Here is a 13730-nt window from a genome sequence, read left to right as displayed (position 1 = left end):
TCGCGATGACGTCCAATTTCCGCCATGTTGCGCTTATCGGCAAGTATCAGGCAACTGCTGCAGGCGCCATGACCGACAGTTCTCGCCGCGCCCTCGAAGAAATAGCGCAGTTTCTTGTCCGCCAGGGGTGCCAGGTGGTGCTTGAACAAGAAACAGCAATCAACACCAACCTGACCGCCTATCCCTCAATGGACGTAGACACCATTGGCACTCATTGCGACCTGGGCTTGGTAGTTGGAGGAGACGGCACCATGCTGGGCATCGGACGTCGGTTGGCGCGCTATGGCACCCCACTGATCGGGATCAACCAAGGGCGCCTGGGTTTCATTACTGACATCCCCTTCGACAGCTACCAGGCGGCGCTCACTCCCATGCTTTGCGGAGAGTATGAAGAGGACTTGCGCCCCTTGATGCGAGCCCGCGTGGTTCGTGAGCAGACCACGGTTTTCGAGGCCCTGGCCATGAACGATGTCGTGGTGAATCGCGGAGCCACATCCGGCATGGTGGAGCTGCGCGTGGAAGTGGGGGGGCGATTCGTGGCCAACCAGAGGGCTGACGGGCTCATCATCGCCTCACCCACCGGGTCTACGGCCTACGCCCTTTCTGCCGGCGGCCCCATGCTCCATCCTTCTATCCCGGGGTGGGTGCTGGTTCCTATTGCACCCCATACCCTGTCAAACCGTCCGATCGTTTTGTCCGATGCCACCGAGGTGGCCGTCGAGATCGTGAGCGGCAGGGATGTGAGCGCGAATTTCGATATGCAGTCGCTGGCATCACTGCTGCATGGCGATCGAATACTCGTTCAGCGCTCCGAGCATAGCGTTCGGTTTTTGCACCCGCTCGGCTGGAACTACTTTGCCACCCTGCGCAAAAAGCTGCGCTGGAACGAGGGGGGCTCCTGACCATGGCGCTCAAGCGGATCACACTGCGAGACTTCGTGATCGTTCAAGAGCTGACGCTCGATCTGCAAACTGGCTTCACCGTGCTGACAGGGGAGACGGGAGCCGGCAAATCGATTCTGGTCGATGCACTGCAGCTGGCTCTGGGCTCCCGCGCGGATGCTGGATACGTGCGCGAAGGAGCTTCCCACGCAGATGTATGCGCAGAATTCGACTACCCCTGCCAACTGCAACCATGGTTTGACGATGCAGGAATTGAAGCCGACGAAACCCTGCTTCTTCGCCGAACCCTCGACACCCAAGGGAAAAGCCGTGGGTGGATCAATGGAACCCCTGCCACCGCGACACAACTGCGTTTCCTCGGAGATCAGCTATTGGATATTCATGGTCAGCATGCCTGGCAAAGTCTGACCCGCCCCGACTCCGTGCGGGGGTTGCTCGACGCCTATGCAGGTATCTCGGTTCAAGAACTTGCCGCGTTGTGGACTAAATGGCGTGCCGACCAGAAGATTCTGGAGGAAGCACGTGCGGCACAGTCATCACTCCAGCAGGAGCGCGAGAGGCTTCAGTGGCAAATTGCGGAAGTCAGCAAGCTAGCACCCGCAGAGGATGAATGGGCACACCTTGAGGCACAGCACAAGCGCCTTTCGCACGCCCAAACGTTGCTGGAGGTCGCCCAAGGCGCGCTTGCAACCCTCGAGGAAGAGGCATCCGGCGCTCAGTCCAGTCTGGCGCGAGCGACCTCGCTTTTGCAGAGCCAGGAACTGCTTGAGCCCGCATTCAGTGAAATGGCCGATATCCTCTCGTCCAGCCTGGCGCAGACCAACGACGTCATTCGCTCGTTGCAAGCCTATCTACGACACACCGACCTGGACCCCGACCGCCTCGCAGATCTCGATTTGCGACTTTCACAGTGGATGACTCTGGCGAGGCGTTACAAACGGCAACCAACTGAACTGCCCGCCTTGCTGCAAGCGTGGAAAAGAGAGCTGCAACAACTGGACGCCGCAGCCGACCTCGTCGGCCTGGAAACCGCGCAAGCGAGCAGTGCCAAAGCCTACCAAACGGTTGCACGAGCCATTTCTCTCAGGCGGACAAGGACAGCGCCCAAACTGTCAGCGGCCATCACACAGGCCATGCAGGGACTGGGCATGACAGGGGGAGTGTTTGAGGTGTCAGTGACAAAAACCGCTGAGCCTGCTCTTCATGGATTGGACGAGATTGCGTTTCTCGTGGCAGGTCACCCCGGCATGACCCCCCGCCCCATCGGCAAGGTCGCCTCTGGTGGAGAATTGTCACGAATTTCCCTGGCCATTTCCGTGACTACCAGCCAACTCGGCACGGCGCCCACCTTGGTTTTTGACGAAGTAGATTCGGGCGTCGGCGGGGCCGTGGCAGAAACAGTGGGTCGATTGATGCGGCAACTCGGGCGCGACCGCCAAGTGCTGGCAGTCACCCATTTGCCGCAGGTGGCTGCTTACGCCGATCACCACCTCATGGTGTCCAAGCGCCGAAATACAAAGGGAACCACCAGCACAGTGACGCCCGTTCTGGGCGACCTCCGGGTTACAGAGGTGGCCCGCATGCTGGGCGGCGAACGCCCAACTGGCACCAGCCTTGCCCATGCCAGCGAAATGCTGAGCTTGGCCAACACCCCGCAGAAAGGCTGACATCCATGCCCCTGGAAATTGTGCTGATCACCGGGATGTCTGGTTCCGGAAAATCCGTGGCACTGCACGCCATGGAAGATGCAGGCTATTACTGCGTAGACAACCTCCCCCCCGAACTGCTCCCGGCCTTTGTTGCACTCGAACACAAACACCACGGAAACCGCGTGGCAATCGCCATGGATGTGCGCAGCGCCACGTCACTGCCGCAAGTGCCGCAGGAACTGGAACGCCTGCGCAACCAGGGCGTGATCATTCAGTCCATTTTTCTGGATGCCACTACGGAAACATTGGTCCGACGTTTTTCCGAAACACGTCGACGCCACCCCTTGTCGCATGACGACATTACAGACGGACGGTGGGCACTCACGCAGGTGATTGAGCTGGAGCGCGAGTTACTGGCCGACCTGCGTGAGCAAGCGCATGTCATAGACACCAGCACGATAAGGGCGTCCCAGCTTCAAAGCTATGTCAAGGACCTGATGCCAGCAGCGCCGGGGCAGCTCACGCTGGTTTTCCAGTCGTTCGCCTTCAAGCGCGGAATTCCAGTGGACGCCGACTATGTGTTTGACGTCCGAATGCTGCCCAACCCGCATTACGAGCCGGCTCTGCGCGACCTGACGGGCCTGGACGCTCCCGTTGCCGACTTTCTACGCCAGCAGCCAGAAGTGGCACTGATGGGCCAGCACATTGAGCAGTTTCTCTCCCATTGGCTGGATATGCTGGACCGAAACCACCGAAGTTATGTGACGGTTGCCATCGGGTGCACAGGCGGGCAGCACCGATCGGTTTATCTTGTAGAGCAAATGGCCCAAGTATTCAGCGCCCGCTGGACCGTGCTACGACGCCACCGAGAGATGGATGGCCGCTAGATGCCCGCATCAAGATGGCTTTGCAATAGCTATAGCCCTGCCAACAACTTGCGAACGGGCGCAGGAAGACCCAGCGCCGCGATCTGTTCAGCAGTAAACCAGCCTCCCCCATCATCCGGCTTTAACTCAACAGCTTGCCCAACGACCACGGGGTGCAAATGAAGATCCCGGTGGGTCAGCACATGCAGGAAAGGGGTGCACTCCTCCATGGACTGCACACAAGCAGGTCCTAGCTCATGCAGTAACGCCAACAAATCCGGGCGCGACGAAAAAACCGGTACGCAATACAGCCCGGCCCAGATCCCAGCCGCAGGACGTCGAGACAACCAAAACCGCCCCACGGAATCTTTCAGCACCAAGAGCCACCACGATTCCGCACGGCGTTTGAGTTTGCGAGTTCTGACGGGATAGTGCTCAGGGGCTCCCTCGCGGTGCGCAACGCACAAGGTCTGCAAAGGGCATTGGGAGCAGGCTGGATTGCGCGGCGTGCACAAGCTTGCCCCCAGATCCATCAGCCCCTGGGTGTAGCGCGGCATGGCAAAGTCGATGTCTACCGAGGGCAACAAAGCTTGCGCGTGCGTCCACAACATCCGCTCGTTGCGGGCCACTGCCAAGTCCGCATCAAACCCCAGAACCCGTGTCAGCACCCTGCGCACGTTGGCGTCCAGAATGGGCGTGCGTTCTGCAAAACAGAACGCTGCAATCGCTCCAGCTGTCGAGCGCCCGATACCGGGCAGGGTAGCCAATGTCTGCGCTGTGCGGGGAAAACTTCCGCCATGGTCGCTCACGACGGCTTGGGCACAGCGATGAAGGTTGCGTGCACGGCTGTAGTAGCCAAGCCCGCTCCATAACGCCATCACGTCATCTGAAGGCGCATGGGCCAAAGCGATCACATCGGGAAACCGCTCTAGAAATCGCGCGTAATAACCCAGCACCGTGCTGACCTGTGTCTGTTGCAGCATGATTTCAGACAACCAGACCCGATACGGATCCCGCGTCTGCTGCCAAGGCAGGTGATGGCGGCCATGGATTTCTTGCCAGCGAACCACGCGCGTGGCGACATCCACTTCCGAAAGAATCATGCAGGCGTAAGCCCGGTTTTTTCTGCAGCTTCCGCCAGAACAGGCAATGCTATCAACTGGGCAGTCAGTTCCGCCAATCGTCGTTCCAGTTGAACAAGCTCTTCTTCACCCGCCTCGATCTCGGAGATTCGCTCCACCAAGCCAGTGGCAGCATGTTGAATGCGGTCGACGGCTTCAATCCGCCGGGCAAAACTGCGGCGGCGTTCCCGCAACTGAGCATCCAGTTGCGCCGTTGCAGACTTGCTCCACAGCTCCAGGTCATTCGCCGCCGACTCGTACACAGTGCGCAAGCGCATGGCCAGCGCACGAACCAGCCGCTCGGCGAACTCCGGTTGCACCAGCTTCAGGGCATTGCCGACACCCAGGTACTGCAGATGGCTTTGTTCAATTTGTGACAGCTCTTGGGCGAAGTGTTCAAGTTGCGGCGGGGGCGGCACCTGAAGGGAGAAACCAAACTCCGAATTCAGCTGACGAAAGGTGCCACCCAGCATCGCCTGGATTTCAATACCAGAGGCCTGCGCCTTGTCCAGTGTGCCCCTTAGCTTGTCGAAGGTCTTAGCATAGGTTTTGCGCACGCCCAGCTTCAAGCCCCTTTGCTGGAGCATCTGCGCCAACTCGGTCAACTCCATCTTGAGCGACTTCGCACCCAGCTGATGAAAAACGTCTCGCAGCAACTTGAGATGCACCGCGCGAACCGCCTGAATCTTGGCAGTGCTCAAATCGAACTCACGCTGCTCCTGTTCCACGCGGTGCCGCATTGACTCGATCACCGAAGCGTTTTTGCCGCGAAGACTCCGCAACTCCGCCATCTGGTCGTCAAGATCTCTTCGTCGAATATTGATGACACGCGAAGTTTCTGCACGCAGACTCCCCACCCCCGTTGCCACGGCAGCCCGCAAGATAGCCTGGCGACGGCCCATGATTCCCTTGGCCAGCGCCTCTTCCAACACGGGCAGGCCACTGGATTCGAGCAACAGGTCATCACAGGTGATTTTTGCAACCAGGCCCTTTTGCGCAGATACAGGCACCACCTGCTGCAGCGGCACACCCAGCATGTCCGCGGAGGTCATGCATTGCCGATTCATCTGCGCGAGTATTTCGTCCGGAGAATTGAGGGTGTCCCACAGGGTGTCGATCTTGTTGAGCACAACCAGACGGGCATCAAGGCTGTCCACAGAGGTTGCCAGGTGTTCTCGCCAAATGGACAAATCCGAACGGGTAACTCCCGTGTCCGCACTCAGAATGAAAACCACCGCATGCGCCTGCGGAATGAGATTGACCGTCAACTCGGGCTCGGCGCCCACAGCATTCAATCCAGGGGTGTCCAGAATCACCAAGCCCTGCTTGAGCAAGGGATGGGGAATATTAATGATGGCGTGGCGCCACATGGGTACTTCGACCAAGCCCTCGGAATCAGGAACCGGATTTTCGTCCGCCAACTCATCGTGCCAGAACCCCAGCGCCCGGGCGTTGTCCAGCGTGACCTTCCGAACCTCCGCAACCTTCTCAAGTGCTTTGGCGATTTGATCGGCGTTGTTGACATCCAGGGGGATTTCGATCCAGCGCTCGGGCTTCACGCGCCATTCAGCAAGACCTTGCAGTTGCAACCGGGTTTCGATCGGAAGCAGCCGAAGACTGGGCGCCAGCGAGGCGTCGTAGCCCAACTCCGTTGGGCACATCGTTGTGCGGCCAGCACTGGCAGGCATGATGCGACGGCCATAGTCAGCAAAGAAAATGGCATTGATCAGTTCTGACTTCCCCCGCGAAAACTCCGCGACGAAAGCCACCATCACCTTGTCACTGCGGACCTGGGCTTCGAGGCGATTCAGCCGCTCCTGAACTGCAGCGTCCATGAGTTCGTGGTCAGACATCCACTCGGACAGACGGTGAATCTGGTGGGCGAACTCACGCCGCCACACGCCGTGCTGGTCGAACTGCTCGTTGAATGATGGTCCCACTTTGCTCCCGGAATGCGATGAACGGTCTACATGTAGACATGCTCAAAATATAGCATTGACCGCCCCTTGGGAGCGATATCCATGCCGATGGCCATCCGCGCCACGTCATGCGCGTTGGCATCGGGGACAAAAATAGCTGCTGCGTTGACCCTGACGAACCAATTTGATGGCCGTGCCGCAGTGATGGCACGGGGCACCGACACGCCCGTAGACATTGGCCTCATGCTGGAAATGCCCATCCTTTCCGTCGGCGCTGGAAAAGTCCTTCAATGTGCTGCCGCCCAATTCCACTGCACGCTCAAGCACCGTCGTGATCGCTGAATAAAGTCTGCGCACTCTCAAGGGACCGATGCGATGCGCAGCAACGGTGGGTCGAATGCCTGCAAGAAACAGCACCTCACAAGCGTAGATATTGCCTACCCCCACGACCAGACGCCCCGCCAGCAGCACCTGCTTGATGGGCGCGCGACTCGCCTTGAGCCCCGCTTCGAAGGCAGGATAGGTAAAGTCCTCGGACAGCGGCTCTACTCCCAGCCCGCCCAGCAGCTTTTGCGCCACGGCATCCTGCTCGCTTGCCGCATAGACCACGGCGCCGAAACGCCTGGGATCATGCAGACGCAATGTTCCTTCTGACGTGAGGATGTCGAAATGATCATGCCCACCCGGTGGGGGCAGATCACGACTGAAACGCAGGCTGCCCGACATTCCAAGATGCAGCAACAGAAGGCCCGAGTCCAGATCGAGCAGCAAATACTTGCCCCGGCGGCGCAGCGCGACCACCTTTTTGCCAACCAGCGATTGTGGGTCACACCCCAAAGGCCACCGCAATGGTTTGCCCACACATACCGACTCGATCCTGGCCCCAGCAATAGCCTGCGCAAAGCTGCGACGGGTGACTTCCACTTCGGGCAACTCAGGCATGCAATAGCCTTTGAAACAGGTTTGGGAGCATGGATTATTATGGCCCGATGGTGCAATCTCATCGCTTTCGAACAGCCCTTCTCACTGCCGCTCTGGCGGCAACAGCAACTACGGGATGGACACAGTCCGGCGATGAGAAACGCCCCGACACCTCAGAAGCCACAACGCTACCAACGCCCAGCGCGCAGTTGGATGCAGAACTTTTCTATGAGATATTTTTGGGCGAGCTGACCACACAGTCAGGAGACCCAGGCGCAGGCTATGCACTGATGTTGGAAGCGGCGCGGCGCAGTGGAGAAAGCGCGTTGTACCGACGTGCCGCAGACATTGCCTTGCAGGCCCGATCAGGTGACTACGCCCTGGCAGCAGCACGTGCGTGGAAAGAGGCGCAACCCCAATCGCGGGAAGCCAACCGCTACACATTGCAGATACTGATTGCACTCAATCGAATAGGCGAGACCGCGGACCTGCTGCGCCAGGAGTTGACTCAGATGCCGACTGCAGCCAAAGCTGCGGCCCTGTCGGCCCTTCCTCAGGTGTATGGCCGTGCCAGCAACAAGCAATTGGCCGCCAATGTGGTAGAGCAAGCGCTAATCGATGAACTGCGCCATCCCGCCACAGGCCCCGCTGCGTGGACCGCATTGGGGCGCATGCGCCTGGCGGCTGGGGATAAGGCTGGAGCGCTTGAGGCGGCTCGTCGGGCCTTGGCACTGGACGGCTCGAGCGAAGTGGCCTTGCCATTGGCCCTTGAACTGATGCAGGAGGACGTTACGGAAGCGGAATCGCTGGTGACAACCCGCCTTGCCAATCAGCCCGATCCCGAATTGCGCACGGCATATGCCCGCGTCCTGCTGAGCCAGCAGCGTTACCCCGCTGCGCGCCAGCAGCTGGAGATCGTGACACGCGACAAGCCGGATCTGAGGGAAGCGTGGCTTGCTCTTGCGACACTGCAATTCCAGGATAACCGCCTGCCCGATGCTGAAAAATCACTGCAGCGCTACATCGAACTGACAAATGCGATCACGGCAGATCCCGACATACAGCAGCGCGGTCTGACTCAGGCCTATCTTCTTTATGCGCAGCTTGCTGAAAAGAAAAAAGACTATGCAGCAGCCGAATCCTGGCTCGGACGCATAGACAAGTCGGAAGAATTGCTCAGCGCACAGCGGCGTCGTGCTTCCATACTCGCCCAACAGGGAAAGATATCGCAAGCACGTGCCCTGCTTCGCGGTCTGCCCGGCAATACCTCAGAGCAGATCCGCTTGAAACTGCAGGCTGAGGTGCAGTTGTTGCAGGAGATGCGTTTATACAAAGACGCCCTGGCCGTTCAGACCGAACTGGTGGACCTGGACCCGCAAGACAACGAACTGATTTACGACCAGGCCATGCTGGCCGAAAAGTCGGGTGATCTGGGCATGATGGAGCAGCTGCTGCGGCAGCTGATAGCACGGCAGCCCGACTACCACCACGCCTACAACGCCTTGGGATACTCGCTGGCTGAACGTGGCCTGCGCCTGGAGGAGGCCAAAGGGTTGATCGCCAAGGCGCTGGAATATGCTCCTGGCGACCCCTTCATTACGGACAGCCTTGGTTGGGTCGAATTCCGCCTCGGCAACAACGCGCAGGCATTGCAACTCCTATCAGCCGCCTTCGAGAAGCGGCCCGACGCGGAAATTGCCGCACACCTCGGTGAAGTCCTCTGGAGCACCGGAGACCGCACACGCGCCTTGAGCATCTGGCGCGAGGGGCTGCGCCTGAATCCAGACAACGAAACGCTCAAAGGCACACTGAAAAGGCTGGGGGCCAGGCCCTGATGTTGCGCGCCATTTTTCCGGGCCAGCAACCCCAAGGCCCCTCCCGGACGCTGCCCTACGGGGTAGCTTGCCTGCTGGCGTTTTTTGTTCTGTTGCTGGCCGGCTGTGCGCAGCCTCAACTGCGGCCTGCACATTCACACGACACGCTATGGGCAGGTCGCCTTGCGTTGCAGGTGGAAGATCAGGCGTCACAGTCCTTTTCAGCGTCGTTCGAACTCTCAGGGTCGGCACAACAAGGCCAATTCGTCTTGCTCAATCCTCTGGGCAACACCATCGCACGAATCCAGTGGAATGCCGGCCACGCAGAGATTACTACGGGCCAGGACACCCGGAAGTCTGAGTCACTGGAGGCCTTGCTGCAGGATGTCCTGGGAACCGGTATTCCCGTCGCAGCACTGTTCAGCTGGCTAGAAGGCACCCAGGTTGAAACCGTTGGCTGGCATGTCGATTTATCGGCCATTGCATCTGGGCGACTGGTCGCACAGCGCCATACACCTGCGCCGCAAGCCACCCTGCGAATTGTTCTGACCCGCTGACACCGTTTCATGCAAAACCTGTACGACGTGCCGGCACCGGCCAAGCTCAATCTTTTCTTGCACATCACTGGCCGCCGACCCGATGGCTACCACCTGATGCAGTCTGTCTTCATGCTGATCGACTGGTGCGATTCGCTGCATTTCGAACTGCGCCACGATGGCCGCATCACCCGCGAAGACCTGGGACCCACACTGCCCGCTCTCGACCTCACGCTGCGCGCGGCGCAGGCCCTGCAAAAGGCCACCGGCTGCGGACTGGGAGCTCACATTGGCGTGCTGAAAAAGATTCCTGCCCAGGCAGGCATGGGTGGCGGCTCGTCCGACGCGGCCACAACGCTGCTGGCGCTCAATCGCCTCTGGAAGCTGAACCTGCCCCGCCCCGCGCTGGAAGCCATCGGGCTGACACTGGGCGCCGACGTGCCGTTTTTTTTGCGCGGCCACAACGCCTGGGTGGAGGGAATTGGTGAGATAATCACGCCGCTTGAGAATGCACATCAGCTACCGCGAGCGAGCTTTGCAGTAGTGAAACCCGAGGCGGGTCTGGATACGAAATCAATATTTTCTGCTCCAGATCTGAAACGTGATTCAGATCGTGCTACAATCTTAGGCTTTGCTGCAGCACACTACAATTTCGGTTGTAATGACTTGCAACCAGTCGCCCAGGCCTTGTGCCCCGAAGTGACGCAGGCCCTTCAGTGGCTTGAATCGCACGGTTTGCAGGGTCGAATGACCGGTTCGGGTAGTGCAGTGTTTGCGCAAATTTCGCATGCCGTTGATCTTCAAAACGCCCCTGGCGATTGGCAGGTCAAAACATGTGAGAATCTGATGATTCATCCTCTGGCAGGATGGGCAGCAGACAAGAATTTCGGTTGATTGTTTTTGCAATCAACCCGTGTAGGGGAGTCGCCAAGCTGGTTAAGGCACCGGATTTTGATTCCGGCATGCAAAGGTTCGAATCCTTTCTCCCCTGCCAAATTTCTTTTCGCGTACGGGCTTTTTTTTCAGACTGCTGGGACGCTCATGCAAGCCAACCAACCCGACTTCATGGTTTTCACCGGCAATGCCAACCCTGGCATGGCAGCTGAAATTGCCCAACACCTCGGCACCACCTTGGGTGCTGCCGATGTGGGCCGCTTCTCCGACGGGGAAGTCACCGTCGAAATCAAACAAAACGTGCGAGCCCGTGACGTTTTCGTGGTGCAGTCTACCTGCGCACCCACCAACGAAAACCTCATGGAACTGCTGATCATGGTGGACGCGCTCAAGCGTGCTTCAGCCGAACGCATCAGCGCCGTGATTCCCTATTTTGGCTACGCCCGCCAGGATCGCCGCCCCCGCTCCAGCCGGGTACCGATCTCCGCCAAGGTGGTGGCGAACATGTTGCAAGCGGTGGGCGTGGCCCGTGTGCTGACCATGGATCTGCATGCCGATCAGATCCAGGGCTTCTTCGACATCCCGGTGGACAACATCTACGCTTCGCCGGTGCTATTGCGCGATCTGCGCCAGAAGAACTACGACGACCTGATCGTCGTCTCGCCCGATGTGGGTGGTGTGGTTCGTGCCCGGGCTCTGGCCAAGCAGCTTGGCTGCGATCTGGCCATCATCGACAAGCGCCGGCCCAAGGCCAACGTCTCCGAAGTGATGCATGTGATCGGCGAAATCGACGGCCGCAACTGCGTGATCATGGATGACATGATCGACACCGCCGGCACGCTGGTGAAGGCAGCCGAAGTGCTCAAGGAGCGCGGTGCCAAGAAGGTGTACGCCTACTGCACCCACCCCATTTTTTCCGGCCCCGCCATTGAACGCATCGCCCAGGGCTCGGCCCTCGATGAAGTGGTGGTGACCAACACCATCCCCTTGAGCGACAACGCCAAGGGTTGCGCAAAAATCCGCCAGCTCTCCGTGGCTCCGCTGATCGCCGAAACGATCCAGCGCATTGCCAAGGGAGAGTCGGTGATGAGTTTGTTCTCGGACCAAGAGAATCTTTTCTGAGCGCCGGTCGCGCCTGTGAGGCGTGGCTTTGCTGAGTCAGATGCTTGCAGGCCTCCTTCGGGAGGCTTGCCTGTTCGGGAGCATTGTTGTGGGCTTGCCGCCATCTGGGCGCAACAAGCCTTTTTTTAACAGGGAATGACTGGTCGCGGTCGTCCCTTTTCAGGAGCTAATTATGAACATCGTCGCTTTTGAGCGCGCCAAGCAGGGTACGGGTGCGAGCCGCCGTCTGCGCAATTCGGGCAAGACGCCTGGCATCGTGTATGGCGGTTCTGCCGAACCCCAGCTTATCGAGGTCGACCACAACGCACTGTGGCACGCCCTGAAGAAGGAAGCTTTCCACTCCAGCGTGCTGGACATGGAAGTGGCCGGCACAACCGCCAAGGTTCTGCTGCGCGACGTGCAATACCACCCCTATAAGCAACTGGTGCTGCACATTGACTTCCAGCGCGTGGACGAAAAGACCAAGCTGCACATGAAGGTGCCACTGCACTTCAGCGGCGCGGATGAGTCCGACGCTGTCAAGGTGGACAAGTGCCTGGTGAACCCCGTCGTGAACGAACTCGACGTGACCTGCATGCCTTCCGACCTGCCTGAGTTCATTGCCGTGGACCTGAGCACGCTGAAGAAGGGTGTTTCCCTGCACCTCAAGGACATCAAACTGCCCAAGGGTGTGAGCGCTGTGATCCGTGGCGGTCAGAACAACAACCCCGTGTTGGTTTCCGTGACTAACCCCGTGGTGGAAGTGGTGGCGCCTGTCGCCGATGCAGCTCCTGCCGCCGATGCCAAGGGCAAGGGCAAGGGCAAGAAATAAGACCGGCGCACCGGTCTTCGCGGCCTGCTCCGGCAGAGCTGCATCCAACGGCCCACCTGTGTGGGCCGTTTTCATTGGTAGCTACCGATAATTGCGCACATGATCAAACTGTTTGTGGGCCTGGGCAACCCAGGGCCCGACTACGAGGCCACCCGCCACAACGCGGGCTTCTGGTGGATAGACGCGCTGGCGCGCGAACTCAAGGCCACGCTGGTGCCCGAGCGCAGCTACCACGGGCTGGTGGCCCGCACCAGCGTACATGGCCAGAGTGTGTGGCTGCTGCAGCCCCAGACCTTCATGAACCTGTCGGGAAAATCGGTGGCGTCACTGGCGCGGTTCTTCAAGATCCAGCCCGAGGAAATCCTGGTGGCGCACGATGAACTGGACATCGCCCCCGGCCAGGTGAAACTCAAGCGCGGGGGCAGCCATGCCGGGCACAACGGCCTGCGGGATATCCATGCCCAGCTCGGTTCGCCCGATTACTGGCGCCTGCGCATTGGCATCGGGCATCCGGGCGTCAAGGCCGAAGTGGCCAACTGGGTGCTGAAAAAACCTTCACCCGACCAGCGCACCCTGATCGAGGACAGCATCCAGCATTCACTCAAGGCGCATCCGGCCTTGCTGGCGGGGGACATGGAGAAAGCCACGTTGCTGATCCACACCACCAAGCCACCGCGTCCCAAGCCACCAAGACCTGAAGACAACTAGAAGCTATTGTTTTTATAGCTATTAGCGCTTGATGGATAAGCTCTAGAGGCAAAAAACACTTATATTTTGGTGACAGCCTGCAGCCGGTGAAACTTCTGCCACAGCGTTTCCCGGCTCTCCACATGCTGGGGGTCTACCGGGATGCAGGCCACCGGGCACAGCTGCACGCACTGGGGCTCGTCAAAATGGCCCACGCATTCGGTGCATTTGTCGGGGTCGATCTCGTAGATTTCCTGTCCCAGGGTGATGGCCTGGTTCGGGCACTCGGGCTCACACACATCGCAGTTGATGCACTCGTCGGTGATTCTCAGTGCCATGCGGTCCTCCCTGTGGATGGCGGGAGCGCCAGGCGCGAATGCAGCGGGTTCAGGGAGACGGTCTTCATGCCGCGTATTATCCCGCGCCCCTGCTCTGCCCTGCTTCGACACCAGGCACAACACACCACCGCCGCCATGGATGCTTTGTCG

The 13730-nt window shown here is 59.4% G+C and carries 13 protein-coding genes and 1 tRNA gene; 10 read left to right on the top strand and 4 right to left on the bottom strand.

Annotation, left to right across the window (positions count from 1 at the left end):
• Nucleotides 1-5 precede the first annotated feature (5 nt).
• From B7Y64_RS06115 to rapZ, 3 genes are read left to right on the top strand one after another with little or no spacing between them, the layout of a single operon-like run.
• Nucleotides 6-902 carry an NAD kinase gene (locus tag B7Y64_RS06115; RefSeq protein ID WP_024814247.1) on the top strand — a complete coding sequence of 299 codons (897 nt, stop codon included), beginning with the start codon at nucleotides 6-8 and terminating at the stop codon, nucleotides 900-902.
• A gap of 2 nt (nucleotides 903-904) precedes the next feature.
• Nucleotides 905-2569, top strand: a complete 1665-nt coding sequence (gene recN / locus B7Y64_RS06110; RefSeq protein WP_291324142.1) for a DNA repair protein RecN — start codon at nucleotides 905-907, stop codon at nucleotides 2567-2569.
• Between the two features lie 5 nt (nucleotides 2570-2574).
• Nucleotides 2575-3438 (top strand): RNase adapter RapZ, encoded by an 864-nt coding sequence (gene rapZ / locus B7Y64_RS06105; protein ID WP_024814245.1) that lies wholly within the window; start codon nucleotides 2575-2577, stop codon nucleotides 3436-3438.
• Between the two features lie 29 nt (nucleotides 3439-3467).
• On the opposite strand, the gene mutY is transcribed toward rapZ, so the two are convergent.
• The 3 genes from mutY to mutM form a co-directional block, all read right to left on the bottom strand.
• A complete protein-coding gene (gene mutY / locus B7Y64_RS06100; protein WP_291324141.1) occupies nucleotides 3468-4520 on the bottom strand; it encodes an A/G-specific adenine glycosylase in 1053 nt (350 codons plus the stop codon).
• Nucleotides 4517-6478 carry a dynamin family protein gene (locus B7Y64_RS06095; protein ID WP_024814243.1) on the bottom strand — a complete coding sequence of 654 codons (1962 nt, stop codon included), beginning with the start codon at nucleotides 6476-6478 and terminating at the stop codon, nucleotides 4517-4519. Before B7Y64_RS06095 ends, mutY begins: the two co-directional genes overlap by 4 nt.
• A 105-nt stretch (nucleotides 6479-6583) precedes the next feature.
• Entirely contained in the window at nucleotides 6584-7399 is an 816-nt protein-coding gene (gene mutM / locus B7Y64_RS06090; RefSeq protein ID WP_024814242.1) for a bifunctional DNA-formamidopyrimidine glycosylase/DNA-(apurinic or apyrimidinic site) lyase, read from the bottom strand.
• 29 nt (nucleotides 7400-7428) lie between these two features.
• Here mutM and B7Y64_RS06085 point away from each other — a divergent pair, with 29 nt between their 5' ends.
• The 7 genes from B7Y64_RS06085 (at nucleotide 7429) to pth (ending at nucleotide 13263) form a co-directional block, all read left to right on the top strand.
• Nucleotides 7429-9213, top strand: a complete 1785-nt coding sequence (locus B7Y64_RS06085; protein WP_291324140.1) for a tetratricopeptide repeat protein — start codon at nucleotides 7429-7431, stop codon at nucleotides 9211-9213.
• Complete coding sequence (locus tag B7Y64_RS06080; RefSeq protein WP_291324139.1) at nucleotides 9213-9749, top strand: lipoprotein insertase outer membrane protein LolB; 537 nt, start codon at nucleotides 9213-9215, stop codon at nucleotides 9747-9749. The genes B7Y64_RS06085 and B7Y64_RS06080 overlap by 1 nt, the downstream gene beginning before the upstream one ends.
• A gap of 9 nt (nucleotides 9750-9758) precedes the next feature.
• Nucleotides 9759-10622 carry a 4-(cytidine 5'-diphospho)-2-C-methyl-D-erythritol kinase gene (gene ispE / locus B7Y64_RS06075; protein ID WP_024814239.1) on the top strand — a complete coding sequence of 288 codons (864 nt, stop codon included), beginning with the start codon at nucleotides 9759-9761 and terminating at the stop codon, nucleotides 10620-10622.
• Nucleotides 10623-10645: 23 nt separating this feature from the next.
• Nucleotides 10646-10722: transfer RNA gene (locus B7Y64_RS06070), tRNA-Gln, on the top strand.
• A 47-nt stretch (nucleotides 10723-10769) separates the two neighbouring features.
• Entirely contained in the window at nucleotides 10770-11744 is a 975-nt protein-coding gene (locus B7Y64_RS06065; protein ID WP_291324138.1) for a ribose-phosphate pyrophosphokinase, read from the top strand.
• A gap of 172 nt (nucleotides 11745-11916) precedes the next feature.
• Complete coding sequence (locus tag B7Y64_RS06060; protein WP_024814237.1) at nucleotides 11917-12555, top strand: 50S ribosomal protein L25/general stress protein Ctc; 639 nt, start codon at nucleotides 11917-11919, stop codon at nucleotides 12553-12555.
• 99 nt (nucleotides 12556-12654) lie between these two features.
• Nucleotides 12655-13263 carry an aminoacyl-tRNA hydrolase gene (gene pth, locus B7Y64_RS06055; RefSeq protein WP_291324137.1) on the top strand — a complete coding sequence of 203 codons (609 nt, stop codon included), beginning with the start codon at nucleotides 12655-12657 and terminating at the stop codon, nucleotides 13261-13263.
• Between the two features lie 59 nt (nucleotides 13264-13322).
• On the opposite strand, the gene B7Y64_RS06050 is transcribed toward pth, so the two are convergent.
• A complete protein-coding gene (locus B7Y64_RS06050) occupies nucleotides 13323-13580 on the bottom strand; it encodes a YfhL family 4Fe-4S dicluster ferredoxin (RefSeq protein WP_024814235.1) in 258 nt (85 codons plus the stop codon).
• Nucleotides 13581-13730: the final 150 nt, after the last annotated feature.

This window comes from Acidovorax sp. 35-64-16, assembly GCF_002281195.1.
Lineage (GTDB): Bacteria > Pseudomonadota > Gammaproteobacteria > Burkholderiales > Burkholderiaceae_C > Acidovorax > Acidovorax defluvii.
This window is presented reverse-complemented; position numbering and strand designations above follow the sequence as displayed.